The organism is Streptomyces koelreuteriae, from assembly GCF_018604545.1.
Taxonomy (GTDB): domain Bacteria; phylum Actinomycetota; class Actinomycetes; order Streptomycetales; family Streptomycetaceae; genus Streptomyces; species Streptomyces koelreuteriae.
Genome location: NZ_CP075896.1, coordinates 3,668,451 through 3,686,370 on the forward strand (window position 1 = coordinate 3,668,451; position 17,920 = coordinate 3,686,370).

Sequence of the window (17,920 nt, forward strand, 5' to 3'; positions counted from 1 at the left end):
TGCCGGGTGGAGATCGAAGCAGCGACACCAGCAACCAGAGTCGTAGCTCCGCGCACCTCGACGGGGTTCGAGTACACGTTCCCTGCCATCCGCGGCATCCAGGCAGGGCGCGAGTATTACGTCTCGATGTGCCCCCTGCGCCTGATCCCAAAGATCTTCATCTTCGACGAAGACGAGCTCTCGCCAGAACTGCGCGCCCAGCGGATCCTCAACAAGGGACGCCTCCCGGCACTCACGAAGTACATTCTGGACAATCCAGAGGATTACGTCTTCAGTGCTTTGACCGCATCCGTCGATGGCGACATGGAGTTCGACCCTCTCGGCTCCGACGGCAACGCCTTCCGTGCCGGGCAGCTGCGCATCCCCATGGACTCTCGCTTCCTGATCAACGACGGCCAGCACCGGCGCGCAGCCATCGAGCACGCCCTCAAGGGGAACCCGGACATCGGTAACGAGACGATCGCCGTCGTCTTCTTCCATGACGCGGGGCTCGCCCGCTCGCAGCAGATGTTCGCGGACCTCAACCGGCACGCGGTGCGTCCGGCCCGGTCCATCGGCGTCCTCTACGACCACCGGGACAGCGAAGCCCAGGTCGCGCGCACGCTGGCCGGCCAGTGCACGGTCTTCAAGGGCTACGTCGAGATGGAGAAGAGCACCCTCTCCGCCCGCTCCCGGATGATGTTCACCTTGAGTGCTCTCTACTACGGCACCCAATCCCTCCTCCAGGGCCTGGAGATTAAGGCAGACGCCGCAGCCGAGCTGGCGCAGGAGTACTGGCAGCACATCGACACGACACTTCCCGAGTGGGAGATGGTTCGCAAGCGAGAGCTCTCGGCACGCGAGATGCGGCGCGACTTCATCCACAGTCACGGAATCGCATTGCATGCTCTCGGCCGCATCGGAAATTCCCTCCTTCGGGAATCCACCGCGCCCAGTAAATGGAAACGGAAACTTTCCCCTCTGAAAAAGGTCGACTGGACTCGGTCGAATACAGACTGGGAGGGCCGCGCCATCGTCGGTGGACGTGTTTCCAAAAGCCACCAGAATGTAACCCTGACAGTCAACTACCTGCGCAATCACCTGCGCCTCGGCCTCAGCGCCGAAGAGCAGCGGGTAGAGGACGCATACCTGCGAGGCGAAGCATGAGCACCATCCCTCTGCAACTCGGCATCACGCCGGTCCGGCGGAAGCCGTTCGACGGGCAACCCCTCGAAGAGGTCATCGCCAAGCTCTCAGACGAGGTCCGTGAGCTCTACACCGCCGACCAGGTGCCCTGGGTCATCGGATACAGCGGCGGCAAGGACTCCACCGCGGTCCTCCAGCTCGTATGGAACGCCATCGCTGCTCTGCCGGCGGAGCAGCGCACCAAGACGGTCCACGTCATCAGCACCGACACCCTTGTCGAGAACCCCGTCGTCGCGGCGTGGGTGACGACGTCCCTGGAGACGATGGAGAAGGCCGCCGCCGAGCAGGGCCTCCCGATCGAGCCCCATCGCCTGACGCCGGAGATCAAGGACACCTTCTGGGTCAACCTGATCGGTCGGGGCTACCCGGCGCCGCGCCCCAAGTTCCGCTGGTGCACCGAGCGCCTCAAGATCAAGCCTTCCAATTCCTTCATCCGAAACGTCGTGGCAGCACATGGCGAGGCGATCATGGTGCTCGGTATCCGTAAGACCGAGAGCCAGGCGCGCGCCCGTGCCATGGAGAAGCACGAGAAGCGACGCGTCCGTGATCGCCTCTCCCCCAATGCGAACCTTCCCAACTCCCTCGTCTACAGCCCGGTCGAAGACTGGACCAACGACGACGTATGGGAGTACCTGATGCAGAAGCCCAACCCGTGGGGCTACAACAATCAGGATCTCCTCACCATGTACCAGGGCGCCTCCGGCGATGGCGAGTGCCCTCTTGTGGTCGACTCGACGACCCCCTCCTGCGGCTCCAGCCGCTTCGGGTGCTGGACGTGCACGCTAGTCGAGCAGGACAAGTCGATGTCGGCGATGATCCAGAACGACGACGAGAAGGAGTGGATGAGGCCGCTCCTGGACCTCCGCGACAAGCTCGACGCCCCGTTCGGCTACTTCGAAGAAGGCGAGGAAGGACTTCCCGCAGGCCGGAAGCTCCCGTACCCCCGCCCTGACCAGCCTGCCCGAGATTTCCGCCGCATGAACGGCAAGGTCACGGTCTACACGCGCCGGACCGACGGCGAAGAGGTCCCGATCCACGGCCCGTACCTGCAGAAGTTTCGCCAGGAGTGGCTCAAGGACCTGTTGGACGCCCAGACCTGGATCCGCGCCAACGCGCCGGAGCACGTCAAGAACATCGAACTGATCACCCTCGACGAGCTGCACGAGATCCGCCGCATCTGGGTCTTCGACAAGCACGAGGTCGAGGACTCCCTCCCCCGTATATACAAGGAGTCCACGGGCGAGGACTTCCCAGGCGGACCTCTGGACGAGCAACTCGTCATGGGCGCAGACGAGATGGAGCTCCTGAAGGAGCTCTGCGAGGACGACGACCTGCACTACGACATGGTCCGCGAGCTGCTCTCCGTCGAGCGCAAGTACCGGACAATGTCCCGACGCGCTGGCCTCTTCCAGGCGCTGGAGACCGCCGTAAAGAAGGGGTACTACGAGGACAGCGCCGACGCCATCGACTTCGCGCAGCGCAAGAACAAGTGGCGTGAGGAATCGCCGACCCACCTGACCCTGGACGAAGAAACCGGTATCGATGCTCCTGCGTAAGATCACTCTCGAAGAGTTCGGGGCTTACCGCGGCACCCAGTCGCTGGATCTGACCACCAAGAAGAGCAAGCCGATCGTCCTCATCGGCGGCCTCAACGGCTGCGGCAAGACCACCCTGCTCGACGCTATCCAGCTGGCGCTGTACGGGCCGCGAGCGCGTTGCAGCGGTCGAGGCAGCAAGTCGTACGAGACGTACCTCCGCGAGAGCATCAACCGGGAAGCCGACCCAACCCGCGGTGCGCAGATCATCCTGGAGTTCACGGTCACGGTGGACGGCACGGAGCACTACTACAAGGTGGTCCGCAGCTGGCACACCAGCGGCAAGACGACGCTCAAGGAATTCGTGAACGCGTTCGTCGACGAGGAGTACGGCTCCAGGGCAAAGCCGGGGCGACACGTCGCACCTGAGCTGAAGTACAGCCGGGTTCTCAGTCAGGAGTGGGCCGATCACATCGAAAGCCTGCTCCCCCTCGAAGTGGCCTCACTGTCGTTCTTCGACGGAGAGAAGATCGAATCGCTCGCCGACCCCGAGCGCGCGGCATCGGTCATCGAATCGGCCATCCACTCGCTGCTCGGCGTCAGCACCGTCCAGCAACTCCGTACGGACCTGCTCGCGCTCCAGCGCCGGCAGAAGCTGTCGGAGGAAGAGCAGCATCTGATGGACAAGATCCACGCGGAGGAGCAGGAACGGCAGGCAGCCGACGCCGCATTGGAGAACGCAGAACAGCAGGCCGCGCAGCGCAATAGCGAGCTCGTCAAAGCTCGGCGCACTCTCGAAACGCTGGAGGCTGCCTACAAGCAGGAAGGCGGAAACCTCTTCGAGCGTCGCGTCGAGATCGAGCGCGACTACGCGCAGGTTTGTGCTCGCCTCGCCGAAACCCGCAGCTACCTCGTCCAGTTGGCTGCAGGCCCGCTTCCGCTCCTCATGCTGGGGAGCCACCTCAAAGAGCTGCGCAAGCAGGCTGATCGCGAGCGTACGGCAGCCGAGTCCCACCAGGTACTGGGGGTACTCGAAGAGCGCGACCAGTGGCTACTGGACATGCTCCCTGCCGAGACGAAAACCGCCGTGATGGAGAAGCTGGAGGCTGACCGCGCCAAACGCGCCAAGTCCGCTGGCCTCACGGTGGATCTCGAACTCTCCCCGGACACGCTCCCCCAGCTGTCGGCACTCGACGAGGCACTCAGTCGTGACAAGACACGGGCTGCCGAGCTTCTTAAGCAGGCTGCGGAAGCCGCCGAAGAGCGTGTGCAGCTGGAGCGTCAGCTGGCGGGTGTACCGGCCAAGAGCAAGGTCGAGGCCATCCAGAAGGAGCGTGAAGACCAGCTCCAGGAAGTCGCACGGCTGGAACGGGAGCACGAGAACAGCCTCAGCAACGTCGAGGAGTTGAAGCGCCGCCTCGAATACGTCTCGGCCTCCCTTCAGCGTGCCCACGAAGAGTTCGTCCGCACCAAGGTGAAGGCCGAAGAGGTCGAGCGGATCATCAAGTACTCGGAGAAGGCCCGGAAGACGCTGGAACAGTTCGGCGATGCCCTCCTCAAGCGGCACATCAGCCGCCTCGAGGTAGCGATGCTCACGAGCTTCCAGACCCTCATGCGCAAGCAGGGCCTGGTGAACGACCTCCGCATCGACACCGACAAGTTCACGCTCACCCTGGCTGACGCCGATGGAGAGCCGATCGACCCCGGGCGTCTCAGCGCGGGCGAGCGCCAGCTACTCGCCGTCTCCCTCCTCTGGGGCTTGATGAAGGTCGCCGGCAACCACCTGCCCAACGTCATCGACACGCCGCTCGGTCGGCTCGACAGCCGCCACCGTGAGCACTTGGTGGACCGATACTTCCCATACGCCAGCGACCAAGTCCTCCTCCTCTCCACCGATGAGGAGATCGACGAGTACCTGCTTGGCCGCCTCAAGAAGTCCGTCGCCCACACCTACACTCTGGTCCACGACGACACCACCTTCACCACCAGCGTCGTCGAGGGTTACTGGTGGAGCGCAGGAGCCAGCCATGTCGCTTGAGAACATCCGCCTCGCCACCGCAAGCAAGGACCGCCTGAGCCGTCTGAAGCGCACCACCGGCATCACACAGTGGAACGTCCTGTGCCGCTGGGCCCTGGCGCTCTCCCTCGCGGACGCCTCTACCCCCCTGGTCCGTGAGGTCGTCACCGACTCCAACGTCGAGATGTCCTGGAAGACTTTCGCCGGACCCCACGGCGACCTCTACCTCGCCCTGCTCAAGCAGCGCTGCGTGGCCGACGGACTGGAGCCGACGGACGAGAATGTCTCCAAGACGCTGACGATCCATCTGGCCCGGGGGATCGGGTACTTGGGTGCGCACAAGGAGATGACGGCGATCGAGGGGCTGATCGGGGCAGTGGCAACCGTCTAGCTTGTCAGGAATCGCTCATCTTAGGGCCGATTCGCCTACGCGAATCGGCCCATTCCCACCCCTCACAAGATGCCGACCAGTCATCAGGAAACATAGATCCACTTCACTCTTTGACACATAGGCTGCCCTGTATGGCATCGGGACACGGCAGCACCTCGCTTCAGCTCTACCTCGTCGGCATCGGTGAGGTCCTGCGCAACAATCGCCTGGTCGTTCCCCAGTTCCAGCGCTCGTACTGTTGGAAGGTAGAGCAGGAGGTCCTCGACTACTGGACCGACCTGAGCCGGGCGATCAATGGCGGGGCGAAGGAGGAGTACTTCTTCGGCACGATCGTGATCACCCAGGACGGCGACGGGACTCGGAAGCGGATCATCGACGGCCAGCAGCGGCTGGTCACCTCCTCCCTCCTGATCGCTGCCATCCGCGACGAGCTGCGAACCCTGGAGGGGAACCTGATCAAGGCGGACGACTCCCAGGCTGTAGGCATCAGCCGCACCTTCCTAGCCAGCAAGGCATGGAACGACAGGTACGCGGAGCCACACCTCAAGCTCAATGAGAGCGACAACCCCGACTTCCTCGGGATCACCACCGGGACCGCGCTCCCGGGGAAACCTTCAAGGACCGACTCCGACATCGTCAAGGCGTACCGGTTCTTCCGGGAGAAGGTCTCGCAGTTCCGCAGCTTGCATGGGATGGACGCGGCCAACGTCCTCGAGAAATGGGTGAGCTACATCCAGCACCGGGCGCAGCTCGCCGTGGTCGAGACCCCGACCGAGGCAGACGCCTACGTGATCTTCGAGACCCTCAACAACCGAGGCGCCGACCTGACCACCGCAGACCTCCTGAAGAACCACCTCTTCGGAGCCGCCGGCGAGCAGCAGAACCTCAACGCAGTGCGGAACAACTGGCACCAGTCACTTGGAACGCTCCAGCTCGGGGCTGCCGATGCGAAGTTCACCAAGTTCCTGCGCCACTACTGGAGCTCGAAGGTCGGCAAGATCACCGAGCGCGATCTCTACGCGGAAATGCGCAAGGAGGTGACCCACCGACAGGAGGCGCTGCAGTTCTCGGAGAACCTCCTGTCAGCCGCACACGCCTACACCGCGCTCTCCAACCCGGAGAGCGACTTCTGGGCGACCAAGTGCAGTGGCAACGGTCACCGTCCCGCTCTCGACACACTCGCCATATTCGACCTGGTTCCCAACAAGATCCTCCTGCTGGCAGCAGTCGAGCATTTCCACTCCCACGAGCTCGAGAAGCTCCTCCGGGCCATGGTGAACTGGTCAGTGCGCGGCATGATCATGAGCATGATGAACCGCGGTCGATTCGAAGACCAGTACTCCCAGATCGCGGTCGCCATCCGGAAGGGCGAGGTCACCACCACCGCGCAGGTCCGACTGCGCGTCGAGGACCTCATCCCCTCCGACACCGATTTCAGAGAGCAGTTCGCGCTCGCCACCGTAGGAAGAAGCGATTCCAAGCTTGCCCGGTACTACCTGAGCGCCCTGGAGACGACAAGGCGAAAGGAATCCCAGCCGGAGTTCGTCCCCAACAGCAACCCGAGCCAGGTCAACCTGGAGCACGTGTTCCCTCAGAACGCCAAGGAAGCCGACTGGGAGGACTTCATCAAGATGAGTGGGAACAAGCAGGACGCCGCCAGCTGGGTCTACCGCATTGGCAACATGGTGCTCCTGCAGACTGGAGCGAACTCCAAGATCGGGAACAAGCCGTTCATCGAAAAGGTCGAGGTCTTCAAAGAGTCGGGCTTCGAGCTGACCAGAAAGATCAGCGAGAAGAGCGAGTGGACCCCAGACAGCATCCGACTTCGGCAGACCGTCCTTGCCGGACTCGCAGTCAAGACCTGGCCGCGCTGACGCAGAAATCACCAGGAGTGGCAGCCGAAAGGCTTCCGGCTGCCACTCCTGCCGTGAAAGAAGCAGCTTTACCAGTCCAGATCAGCGCTGGCGAGGATGTCGCCAACATCGTCCTTCTCTTCCTCCAGCGGCGGCGTCCTAAGCCCCTCGAGGACGAGGTTCGAGATGATCGTGTCGAGATCCTGGTCGGACTGACGGTTTATAAGAGTCTGCAGGTGGGACAGGCCGGCGTTCGCGTACTCCTCGAAGATGAGGACCCGCTCAGGCTGGCGGTCCGCGCTGAGGATCTTCGGGTCGTCGGGGCACTCGACGGCTCCGAGCATGTCGAGGAGCACCTCCCCGTAGTCACGGCTCTCCATGAGCGCGAGGCGGATCGGCTCATCAGCCTGGTCGAACGGCTTGCGCTCGCCTCGACGGCGGCCGAGCAGCGCGGCGAACATCATCGCCTCGACCATGGTCGCGAACGTCCCGGTCTTTCTGTCGGTGAGCTTACCGAGTAGGTCCTCATGCGCGTGAGGCCGGCGGAATCGGTCCGTGTAGGCCATCAGAAGGTCACCTTCTCCAGAACAGTGTGCTCGAAGTCGCCGTGTGACACGTACGGAACCTGACGGTTATTGATCACGATCGTCTCTTCGCCCGCCGACTGGTTCGGCGTGTAAGAGCGCAGTACGTACATCCGGTTGGCAGCCTGTTGGAGGTTCTCCAGGACCTTGCCCCGCGCCTGCGACTGCGAGAGCAGGGTGATGATCTGAGATGTGAGCGCCGGCAGGGCTTTGGAGATCTCTTCCTGATAGGTCAGGTCGAGGCTGCCGAAGGGGGCGTCCATGACGACCGGGTAGACACCGCCGCTGCCGGTCTCGATAGTCGCCTCCCCCCTGTTCTTCTTTCGGGCACTGATGTTCCTGGCAACCTCGGAGACCGCGCCGACGAAACTGAGGCCGAGGATCTGGTTCTCACCGGTGGAGCGGATGGCCACTCCGCTCGCGGTGTGCAGCTCCAGCTCGAAGTCGTCATTCAGCTCGGGTACGTAGCTCTTGATGAAGATCCGGGAGAAGACTTCCTTGACCTTCTTGTCGAGCTGGTCCCGGACCTCCTCGGTTTTGATCTCGAGGATCTCCTTCAGGGCGGCACGCACCTTCTCGACGAGCTCGACCTGTTCCTGAACCTTGCGGGCTTTCTCGCTCTTGACCTCAGCCTTCCGGTACTGACGGCCTGTGGCCTCTGCCTCCTGCTTGATCGAGGTGACCTTGTTCTCAGCCTCCTTGTGCGCGACACGGGCGTCGGTCTCTTTGGAGGCGTAGTTCTTTCGGCGCTCGATGAGGCGCTGGACGTCCTGGATGTTCACTCCCTCCAGCTGCCGATCGACATCGGAGCGTTCCGCTTCAAGCTCGCTGATCTCGGCGTCTGCCTTTTGAATGTCGGAAGCATTGAGGGTGAGCTGCTCCAGGATCTCCTGGCGCCTCTCCTCCAGGTTCTTCATCTTGCCGCTGACCCGCATCCAGCTCTCCTGGACGTCCTCGAGACCGGCGTTGTACTTGCGCTTGTCCAGCTCCACATACTCCTGGGTCCCCTCGCGGACCTCACGGCCGCACATGCACAGCTGGGCTTCGAGGATGTCCTCGATGAAGCTGCGCTGGATGCCTGCGGGCAGCTGACGGCGCTCTCGCATGTCGTCCGCGAGCTCAATCACCTTGGTGTCGATCCCACTGGTCAAAGCCAGGAAGCCGTGCCGCGACAGCAGCTCACGCTTGCGGCTCTTGTACTCCATGTGCCGGTCGTGCGCGGCCTTGATCCGACGGGTCAGCGAGTCCCGCTTCTTCTGGAGCGGCTCCGCCTCCCTGTTCTGGAGCAGGGCGCGGTCAATGGACTGGACTTCTTTCTGGAAGGCGCTGATCTCGCTGGAGAGGCGCAGCATCTCTGCCACCTCTTCCTTCTCGCGGGTGGCGAGGTGGTCCATGTGGTCGGACAGCTGCTTCAGCCTGCTGTCCTCCTTGGAGTCGATCTCGCTGGCGAGCTTTCGGGAGACCTTCGGCAGGTCCTCCAGAGCACGCTCGATAGCCTCCAAGTCCAAAAGGGTCTTGATAGCCTTCTGGACCTCCTGATTCTTTCCTTCGCCTTCCCGCTTCACATCGCCGGAGAACATCTTCTCCATGCGCTCACCGTTGAAGAAGAAGAACTGACGCAGGCCCTTGGGTAGGATCTTCTCGATCCGGTCCTGGCCGTTGAGGATGCTCTGGGCTTCGCCGTCCGTCCCGATCTCCGTGACCGTCAGCTCAGGCTCGACGGGCTCCTGCTCCGCCTTCTCCTTGATAACGGTGACGTGCCGGACCACGGAGAACCGGGTCCCGTCGTGCTCGAAGTCCAGCCGAACCGAGGCCGTGGCGTCCTCACCGAACGCGGTATCCGCCCATGCCTTGTCGTGAATGACGCGATGCTGCTGTTCCACGTCCTCCGAGAAGGTGCCGTAGAGGGCCCAGGCAAATGCGTTGAGCAAAGTTGTCTTGCCGGCACCGTTGTTCCCGAAGACGAGGACAGCGGGCTTTCCCTCCTCGACAGACAAGTCGAGAACCTGCTCACTGTAAAAGGCGCGGAAGTTGTTCAGCGTCAGCTTGAGCAGCTTCACTTGGTCAGCTCCCTCACGGCGTCGACGATCTTCGGGACGACCTTGGTCGTCTCCCTGATGTGGATGTTTTCGGTCTCCAGGTCGATGACCTTCTGGACGAGAATCTTGGCTTCCCGTGGCAGATCGTTCAGGACGTCACGCACCGTTCGTGCGGGAGGCTGGCCAGCTGTTTCATCGCTCACGGGTTGCTCCTGGTTCGAGTTAGCGGTACAGAAGGAATGGGGGTACCTGCGGGGCTCAGGTGTCGAAGAGGCCGTAGCGCTCGCGCACAGGGCGGAGGGCATTGAGGGTGTCCCCCTCGTTGTCAGCGAGGTGGGCGAACTCTTCGACGCGAGCCAGCTCGCGACGGAGCAGGCTGCGTTCGGTCTCGTACTGAATCGCGTCCCCGCCCGCGGGCGGCACGACGACGAAGTCGATGATGTCCGCGCGCTCTTTGCCAGGTGCCTTACGCAGGACGCGGCCGCGGCGCTGGATGAACTGGCGAGGGTTGGAGGAACTCGACAGGAGGTAGGCGGTCCGGGAGGCCGGGACGTCCACGCCTTCGTCCAGGCAGCGCATGGAGGAGATGACCTGGAGCTCGTTGTTCTCGAAGCGGCGCAGGATGTCTAGGCGGGCCGAGCGCTTCGTCTCCGAGGTGTAGCGGGCAGCGGGCATGTGCAGCTCGTTGCCGACCACCTCCATAACCTGGTCAATCTGGCGCGGGCCGTCGGTGCCGTGTTCGTAGAGAAGGGGGTGCTTGCCCTCGGCGCAGTAGATCAGCTGGTGGCTGGTGTCCCGGCGCCTCTCGATCTCCGCATGGAGGATCTCCAGCTTGCCGCGGGCGTGGCCGATGATGTCGGCGCGCTTCTTCAAAAGTCGGCCGAGCGGGCTGTCCCGATCGGCGGTCTCCTTCAGGTCTGTGCCGGCCGCGATCAGGCGGGCGATCTTTGCGCTGGTCTCTGCGTACAGCTCGGCTTCTTCGTCGTCCAGCTCCACGAGGATGGGCGTGTAGGTGTAGCGGCACAGGGCGCCGCGGCGGATGGCTTCGCCGATGCCCATCTCGAAGACGACTCGGTCGAAGTAGTCGGTGAGGGCGTCGGTGCCCTCCTCATCGAACCAGCGCTCCGGGGTGGCGGAGAGGCCGAGGCGGTACTGGGCTTTCTCTGGGAGGCAGGTACGCAGGTGCGCGGCGCCGAGGTTGTGGGCCTCGTCCGCGATGAGGAGGAGGTGCCCCTGGTAGGAGCTGAGCAGGTTCTGGAAGGCATCGCCGCCGAAGGTGGCGTTGGTGGTGACGATGACGCCGCCTCGGGTACCGCCGAGGGCGATGTTCTGGAGCAGGCTGTGAGCGCGCGGGGACCATTTGCTGGTCGCCTCGTAGGCCCGCAACGGCGTCACGCCGAACCACTCAACGTCCTTGGCCCATTGGTCGACGAGATGCTGGTACGGGGCCACTACGACCGTGAGTAGCGAGGCGGACGCATCATTCTTCCGAAGGAGCGTGCCGAGCTGGGAGGCGGCGGAAAGCGCGGTCAGGGTTTTGCCTGTGCCTGTGGCCATGCGAAGAATGCCTCGGCACTGGTTGCGAAACCAGTTCTGGACAGCTTCCTTCTGGTAGTCGCGAACCTTCAGGCTGGGCGGGATCGCGAGCGTGCCAGGTGGGGGCAGCGGGGCGGTGCGGATGGGGGTTCCGCCGGTCGGGAGGTCGTCCAGCTCGTACTGGTCGGCGGTGGCCCGGGCGCTGCGCTCGACGATCACCTTGGCGGCCTCGGTGAACGCGATGACACGCAGCAACTGCGTGCGGTTCTCCCAGAGGTCATCGAAGTCCTTGCTAATGCGCGCGGCCCGGCGTGCATCGCTCGGGTCCCAGCTCCGGTAAACCTCGATCGCCTCGAAGTTGCCGACGAGACCGGAGCGAGTCTCGTTGGCGCTGCCCTTGAAGGCGATGACGTCTCGGCCATCCCGGAAGACACCGATCTTCTCGTGGTACATGCCGACGCGGCCACGCTCTTCGACATAGGCCAGCTTGAAGTCGACTCGGTTCTCGGCGACCAGTTGTCCGAGCTTGCCGAGTCCGCGGGCTGCCCGCGCGTCCTCGACCGCCTGCTCCAGGTCGCGAAGGGCAGCACGCTGGAGGACTTCGCGCAGCTCGTAGCCGTCCTCGATGTCCTTGATGTCGGCCGGGTCAAGGTAAGGGGAGGCTATGATCCGCATGGTGCCGCCGCGCGCGGTGAACTCGTCGATTCCCTGCCCGAGCGTGGCGATCACGGACGCAGCGAAGTAGCCCACAGCCCGGTCGTAGGCGCTGGAGGCGGCGAGGGCAGGCAGGTAGAAGTCCTCGACAAGGTTGCTGCGGTCGCTGCGGTAGTCGGACTCCGCGCCACAGTCGCGGAGGAAAGGGGAAGCCGCCATCAGATCAACCCCAGGTGGTCCATGAGGTCGTCCACGTTGGGGGCCTCGTCGACGGGGCGGGGCCGCTGCTCGGCCGACGCGTCGGTCTCAGCGGTGCGGGCTGCGGGTACAGCGGCTTCCTCGGTGCCAGTGTCCAGGTCTTCACCTATACGGCGGACGATCCCTCCACGTGCAGTGAAGGGCGCATTGGACATGGCGGCCCGCAGGCTCGACTCCTTGATGTCGAAGTCTCGGCGGAGCAGCGCCACGACCTTGTCTGCCTCAACCTGGCCGCCGTGCGCATCGACCATGTCAGAGATCAGTTCCTTGATCGGCTTGTACACCGGGAGACGCCACTCGGTCAGCGCCCACTGGTTCCGCTGGCTCCGGCTGAAGCGGGCATCCCCTTCGATCTGCTGCCGCAGATACTGGATCCCGATGGTGGCGCCCGTGCGTTCCTTCAGCTCCTCGACAGTCAGCGGGGTGTCCGCCTCGCGCAAGGCAGCCTCCACATTGTCGAGGCGCTCGCGCTCACGCTGAAGCCCGCCGCGCGAGCCGACGCCGCTGGCGGCCTCTGTGGTCGAGGCGGATGCTGCTCCTTCTCGGGAGGACAGTCCCCGGGCCGGGATCGCTGCAGCGGAGGGTGCAGTCGTGTCGGCCGAACCGTCCTGGAGGCACCAGGCTCCCCTGGCCGTGATCGCGAAGCGCGCGTCCGTGAAGAGCGCCTCTGCCACCTCTCCCTGCGGCACGACTCCGTCCAGTGCACCCTCGATGAGCGAGGTGCTCATGCCCTCAGTGCAACCTTCGAGGAGCTGCGCGATGAGGTCTCCGGGCGACGCCTCCAGACCCGCTTCGCCGGCATCCGCCAGCGCGCCTGCAAGCGGAATGGATCCGCCACTCTCTGCTTCCCTGTTTTTGACTTCCTCGGTTGCGCCCGAAGGGCTATTACCCTCCGTAGCATTCTGCTCTGCCGAGGTTCCTTCGCCTCGCATTGCTCGACGCCGTTCGGAATCGGTGGAGCGATCCGGCACAACCCAGCCCTCGCCAGCCTTGAAGGTGGTGTCGCGGAGCATGCGGGAGACTACTCCAAGCTCTCCGTCTACCGTCTTCGCCTCACCAAGAATGTCACCGAGAGTAATAACTCTCTCGCCGTTCTTATTTACTAGGAGGAGGGCGAAGAGCTGCTCGATCAGCTCGGACAGCCCGTCTGAGACGGCGGCGGTCTCAGTCGGCTGTGGCAACGAGATCTGGTTGCCCTCGTGGTGAAGACCGCAGTAGATCAGCCACTGACGCAGGGTGTCGAGATCGCTGGGGACAGGCACCTGGCGTGCCTCCAGGAGGGCGGAGGCTGCCGACAGGCTCATCACCTCTTCGACATCAAGATCAAGGGCTCTCACCGTGGCGGCGCCACACTCTCCCAGATCATTCATGAAGATCCACTGTCCGGTCGGGGACGCGGAGGAGGTGGTCGCATCCAGCCAGCGCATGCCGGTGAACAGGCGGAGGACGGTGAGCCTGTCCCCAATGTTCTCGCCAAGCCAGGCGTGGCGGTCCAGAAACGAACTGACGAGGCAAGGTTTCCGCAGGTCAAACTCCGCCTGCTCTATCCAGGCACGGAGTGTGGAATTTCCCTCGACACTGCGGTTGAACTCGTCCATGAGGAAGTTTCGGCACTGCCGCGCAGTCTCCCGAAGAAGGGCATGCTGAGCAGCAAGCTCGCCCAGCGGAACCGGGACCTCAGCGCAGAAGTGCTGCAGGATGAGGTCCCGGTTGAAGCTGCTGAGCCCCTTGTACCAACGGTCGAATGCGTTCATGGCCCTCAGAGGCAGGGGTCGACGAGGGTCAGCGCGCTGCGATCAGCCCCTCATCACACGCGGCGATCGGATTGCCGCCGGTCACCGCGCGCCAAAGACGTCATTGGCCCCTATGCCTCTCCCCCCTCCTGAGACACCAGCGAAAGCGCTGTCGCTTCAACGGTACAGGGGACGTCCTGAACGCATCCATGGTTCCTTGATCTGCAGCAGACCTAGACCGGCGGGCGTGGTTTCCTCAAGCCTCACGCCCGCCGTCCATGTAGCGAGCACCCCTCCAGATCGGGCCCGGGCCTGCATGCCCGATGGCCTGCTTCCGCCGATCTCAGCGGCAAGGGCTGGCTCCATCGAGCCGGTTGGCTGGGGCAATCCGCGAGGTCGGTCGTCGACGTCCTGGAGATGGCCGCGAACCTCGGCCATCTCCCGCCGATCAGCCTGATCTACCCAGCAGTCGGCTACGCCTCCGAGGTCCGCCAACTCACTTACAAGCACCCGACGCCCACCTGGGACGCCCTGCACTGATTCACCGGCGACGACGCATTCCCGCGGCCCCTCGTTCTCCGTGATCAACCGTTTTCGCACCCATGCCGCCGACCAGCGCACCGACACTGGCCGCCGTCACGGCCGAAGGACGCGAACGGTGGAACGCTGAGGCCGCCGCCCGCACCTTCCAGGCCAAGTACCGCCTGCACCAGCAAGTTGGTAGGGCAGCGGAGGGACAAGCAACAGAAAACCCTAGGTCACGATTCATGTGACCTAGGGTTTCTCTGAGCCGCCTTCGGGATTCGAACCCGAGACCTACGCATTACGAGTGCGTTGCTCTGGCCATCTGAGCTAAGGCGGCGCGCTGTCCGCACTATGGTGCGATCAGCAACGACGGTAAGTCTACACAGTTTCGAAGGGTGCTCCGTACCGGCCCCGGAGGGGGGCGCTCCGGGGCCGGGGGCTGCGGTTATGAGCAGCGCTTTCCGTCCTCGGGCGGGGTGCCTCGGAGGAGGTAGGCGTTGATCGTGCGGTCGATGCAGGCGCTGCCGCGGCCGTAGGCGGTGTGGCCGTCGCCCTCGTAGGTGAGGAGGCGGGCCGAGGAGAGCTGGCCGGCCAGGGCCTGGGCCCAGCGGTACGGGGTCGCCGGGTCTCGGGTGGTGCCGACCACCAGGATGGGGGCCGCGCCCTTCGCCTCGATGCGGCGCGGCTCACCCGCGGCGTGGACCGGCCAGTAGGCGCAGTTCAGCGACGCCCAGGCGAGGCCCTCGCCGAAGACGGGGGACGCCTTCTCGAAGTCCGGCAGCGCGCTGCGCACCTGGTCGGGGGTGTCGAAGGCGGGCGGGAGGTCCAGGCAGTTCACGGCCGCGTTGGCGAACATCAGGTTGCTGTAGGCGCCGTCGGCGTCACGCTCGTAGTAGCCGTCGGACAGGACGAGGAGTCCGGCGCCGTCGTCCTCCTTCATCGCGGAGGTCAGCGCCTCGCGCAGCTGTGGCCAGGCGCCCTCGTCGTACATGGCCGCGATCACACCGGTCGTGGCGAGCGACTCGGTGAGGCGGCGGCCGTCGGGGGCGCCGGTGGGGACGGGCTGGTCGTCCAGTTCCTCGAAGAACGACTTGAGGTTCTTGCCCACCTGCTCGGGCGAGGTGCCCGCGCCGCCCAGCGGGCAGTCGGTCTGCCGTACGCAGTCCCGCGCGAACGACCGGAACGCCGTGTCGAAGCCCGCCGTCTGTTCCAGGTTCAGCCGCCGCGCGGGCAGCGACGGGTCCATCGCGCCGTCCAGCACCAGCCGGCCCGCCCGGTCCGGGAAGAGCCCGGCGTACGTCGCCCCGAGGAACGTCCCGTACGAGGCGCCGACGTAGTTCAGCTTCTTGTCGCCCAGCGCCGCCCGCACGATGTCCATGTCCCGGGCCGCCTCCACGGTGGACACATGGCGCAGCAGCCTCGGCGCGTCAGCGCCGCAGCCCTCGGCGAACGTCCGGTACGCCGCGACCAGCCCGTCTCCCTCCTTCGCGTCGTCGGGCGTGATGTCCGTCTGCGTGTACCTGTCCATGTCCGGCCCGTCCAGACACTCGACGGGCTCGCTGCGGGCCACGCCGCGCGGGTCGACGGCCACCATGTCGTAGCGGGCCCGGACCTCGGCCGGGTAGCCGATGCCGGCGTACGACTCCATGTAGCCGATCGCCGAACCGCCCGGCCCGCCCGGGTTCACGAGCAGCGAGCCCAGCCGGTCGCCCGTGGCCTTCTTGCGGGCGACGGCGAGCCGGACGTCACCGGCGGACGGCCTGGCGTAGTCGAGCGGTGCCTTGATCGTGGCGCACTCGAAGCCGGGGACGCCACAGCCCCGCCACGCCGGCTTCTGCGCGTAGTACGACGTGAGCGCGGCGGGGACGGACTTCGGCAGCGCGGCCAGTGTCGCCGGCTCCGCCGCCGCCGAGGCCGCGGACGTCGTCGGGCTCCCCGAGGAGCAGGCGGAGACCAGCAGCGCGGCCGTGGCGAGGAGGCCGATCGCGGTCCTGACTCCGCCACGGGCCCTGCGGTGGGCGCCGCCGGAGCCCCCGCGCCGGGAAGCGGGGGTGGAGGCGGAGCGGAAGACCGAGCGGGAGGCGGTGCGGGGAGTGCGCCTTGTGTGCATTCAGCGAGCGTAACTCTGCGCGACGGAATGAGTGCCGTGCGTGCGTGTCGTGCCTCGTACGAGTTACAACGTCAATCCCCCAGGTTCCTCCGAGACCCCAGCGTGCCCCGACCGCACCGGGTGTCAGCCCGCTCTGAGCGCCATCGTCATCGCCTCCACCGCGAGCAGCGGCGCCACATTGCGGTCGAGCGCGTCACGGCAGCCGGCGATCGCCTCGATGCGGCGGAGCGTGGACTCCGGGGAGCTGCCACGGGCCAGGCGCTCCAGGGCGTCCTCGGCGTCCGCGTTGGCGATGGCCACGCGGGAGCCGAGCTGGAGGGCGAGGACATCGCGGTAGAAGGCGGTGAGGTCGGTGAGGGCGAGGTCGAGGCTGTCGCGCTGCGTGCGCGTTCTGCGGCGCTTCTGCTTGTCCTCCAGGTCCTTCATCACACCGGCCGTGCCACGCGGCATCCGGCCGCCCTGGGCGGCGCCGAGTGCGGCCTTCAGCTCCTCGGTCTCCTTGGTGTCCATCTCCTCGGCGAGCTGCTTGGCGTCCTCGGCGGCCGCGTCGACCAGCTCCTGGGCGGCCTTGAGCGCGCCGCCGACATCCTCGACGCGCAGCGGCATCCGCAGCACGGCGGCACGGCGCTCGCGAGCGGCCGGGTCGGTGGCCAGGCGGCGGGCCCGGTCGACATGGCCCTGGGTCGCGCGGGCCGCCGCGGCGGCGGCTTCCGGCTCGACGCCCTCGCGCCGTACGAGCATGTCGGCGACGGCGTCGACCGACGGCGTGCTCAGGTTCAGGTGGCGGCAGCGGGAGCGGATGGTCGGCAGGACGTCCTCGATGGAGGGGGCGCACAGCAGCCAGACCGTGCGGGGGGCGGGCTCCTCCACGGCCTTGAGGACGGCGTTGGCCGACTTCTCGTTCAGCCGCTCGGCGTCCTCGACGAGGATGATCTGCCAGCGGCCGTTCGCCGGCGAGGTGAACGACTTGCGGACGGTGTCGCGCATGTCGTCGGCGAGGATCTGCGAGCCGACCGCGGCGACGGTGGTGACGTCGGCGTGCGTGCCCACCAGTGCCGTGTGACATCCGTCGCAGAAGCCGCAGCCCGGGGAGCCGCCGAGGGCCCGGTCGGGGCTGACGCACTGCAGCGCCGCCGCGAAGGCCCGCGCCGCCTGGTTCCGCCCGGCTCCGGGCGGGCCCGTGAACAGCCACGCGTGGGTCATCTTCGACGCCTCGGGCGGAGGGGTGTCGGCCGTGGCCGCGGTGACCAGGGCGTCGGCGTCCCTGGCGGCAGCGCCCAGCTGCTCGCTCACCCTCGCCTGCCCGACGAGGTCGTCCCACACGGTCATGGGTCACGCCGCCCTTCCGTCACGTCCGCGTCCGCTTCCGCGAACCGTACTGCCGCGTCCGAGAACCGCTCTGCCGCGTCCGCGGACAGGCCTGCCCGCTGCGAGATCCATTGTGGGGCCGGCCACTGACAACCGGCTCCGGCCCTCAGAGGGCCGGAGCCGGTGATCTTG

13 protein-coding genes and 1 tRNA gene are annotated in these 17,920 nt (G+C 65.5%); 6 read left to right on the top strand and 8 right to left on the bottom strand.

Annotated features, from left to right (window positions below; translation table 11 throughout):
- The first annotated feature begins 6 nt into the window (after positions 1-6).
- The 5 genes from dndB (at position 7) to KJK29_RS16355 (ending at position 7,002) form a co-directional block, all read left to right on the top strand.
- Positions 7-1,146 carry a DNA sulfur modification protein DndB gene (dndB, locus tag KJK29_RS16335; protein WP_251057822.1) on the top strand — a complete coding sequence of 380 codons (1,140 nt, stop codon included), beginning with the start codon at positions 7-9 and terminating at the stop codon, positions 1,144-1,146.
- On the top strand, positions 1,143-2,741 hold the full coding sequence (gene dndC / locus KJK29_RS16340) for a DNA phosphorothioation system sulfurtransferase DndC (protein ID WP_215119893.1): 1,599 nt from the start codon (positions 1,143-1,145) through the stop codon (positions 2,739-2,741). Before dndB ends, dndC begins: the two co-directional genes overlap by 4 nt.
- Positions 2,728-4,758, top strand: coding sequence for a DNA sulfur modification protein DndD (gene dndD / locus KJK29_RS16345; RefSeq protein WP_215119894.1), 2,031 nt, complete (start codon positions 2,728-2,730; stop codon positions 4,756-4,758). Before dndC ends, dndD begins: the two co-directional genes overlap by 14 nt.
- Positions 4,748-5,128 (top strand): DNA sulfur modification protein DndE, encoded by a 381-nt coding sequence (dndE, locus tag KJK29_RS16350; RefSeq protein ID WP_215119895.1) that lies wholly within the window; start codon positions 4,748-4,750, stop codon positions 5,126-5,128. The genes dndD and dndE overlap by 11 nt, the downstream gene beginning before the upstream one ends.
- Positions 5,129-5,259: 131 nt before the next feature.
- Positions 5,260-7,002: a DUF262 domain-containing protein gene (locus KJK29_RS16355; protein WP_215119896.1), complete on the top strand. Its 1,743-nt coding sequence runs from the start codon at positions 5,260-5,262 to the stop codon at positions 7,000-7,002.
- Between the two features lie 68 nt (positions 7,003-7,070).
- Here KJK29_RS16355 and KJK29_RS16360 read toward each other — a convergent pair whose 3' ends face one another.
- The 5 genes from KJK29_RS16360 to KJK29_RS16380 are packed head-to-tail and all read right to left on the bottom strand — an operon-like array spanning position 7,071 to position 13,806.
- A complete protein-coding gene (locus KJK29_RS16360) occupies positions 7,071-7,547 on the bottom strand; it encodes a DNA phosphorothioation-associated protein 4 (RefSeq protein ID WP_215119897.1) in 477 nt (158 codons plus the stop codon).
- The gene (locus tag KJK29_RS16365) at positions 7,547-9,625 is read right to left on the bottom strand and encodes an AAA family ATPase (protein WP_215119898.1); all 2,079 of its coding nucleotides are present in this window, start codon (positions 9,623-9,625) and stop codon (positions 7,547-7,549) included. Before KJK29_RS16365 ends, KJK29_RS16360 begins: the two co-directional genes overlap by 1 nt.
- A complete protein-coding gene (locus KJK29_RS16370; protein ID WP_215119899.1) occupies positions 9,622-9,807 on the bottom strand; it encodes a hypothetical protein in 186 nt (61 codons plus the stop codon). The genes KJK29_RS16365 and KJK29_RS16370 overlap by 4 nt, the downstream gene beginning before the upstream one ends.
- Before the next feature lie 55 nt (positions 9,808-9,862).
- Positions 9,863-12,013 (bottom strand): DEAD/DEAH box helicase family protein, encoded by a 2,151-nt coding sequence (locus tag KJK29_RS16375; RefSeq protein WP_215119900.1) that lies wholly within the window; start codon positions 12,011-12,013, stop codon positions 9,863-9,865.
- Entirely contained in the window at positions 12,013-13,806 is a 1,794-nt protein-coding gene (locus KJK29_RS16380; RefSeq protein ID WP_215119901.1) for a hypothetical protein, read from the bottom strand. Before KJK29_RS16380 ends, KJK29_RS16375 begins: the two co-directional genes overlap by 1 nt.
- A 396-nt stretch (positions 13,807-14,202) precedes the next feature.
- Between KJK29_RS16380 and KJK29_RS39170 the strand changes: the two genes are divergently transcribed.
- On the top strand, positions 14,203-14,325 hold the full coding sequence (locus tag KJK29_RS39170; RefSeq protein WP_255961287.1) for a hypothetical protein: 123 nt from the start codon (positions 14,203-14,205) through the stop codon (positions 14,323-14,325).
- Between the two features lie 248 nt (positions 14,326-14,573).
- Here KJK29_RS39170 and KJK29_RS16385 read toward each other — a convergent pair.
- The 3 genes from KJK29_RS16385 to KJK29_RS16395 form a co-directional block, all read right to left on the bottom strand.
- A tRNA-Thr gene (locus KJK29_RS16385) sits at positions 14,574-14,647 on the bottom strand.
- A 108-nt stretch (positions 14,648-14,755) separates the two neighbouring features.
- Positions 14,756-16,420 carry an alpha/beta hydrolase gene (locus KJK29_RS16390; protein WP_215119902.1) on the bottom strand — a complete coding sequence of 555 codons (1,665 nt, stop codon included), beginning with the start codon at positions 16,418-16,420 and terminating at the stop codon, positions 14,756-14,758.
- 123 nt (positions 16,421-16,543) lie between these two features.
- Positions 16,544-17,749, bottom strand: a complete 1,206-nt coding sequence (locus KJK29_RS16395; protein WP_215119903.1) for a DNA polymerase III subunit delta' — start codon at positions 17,747-17,749, stop codon at positions 16,544-16,546.
- Positions 17,750-17,920: the final 171 nt, after the last annotated feature.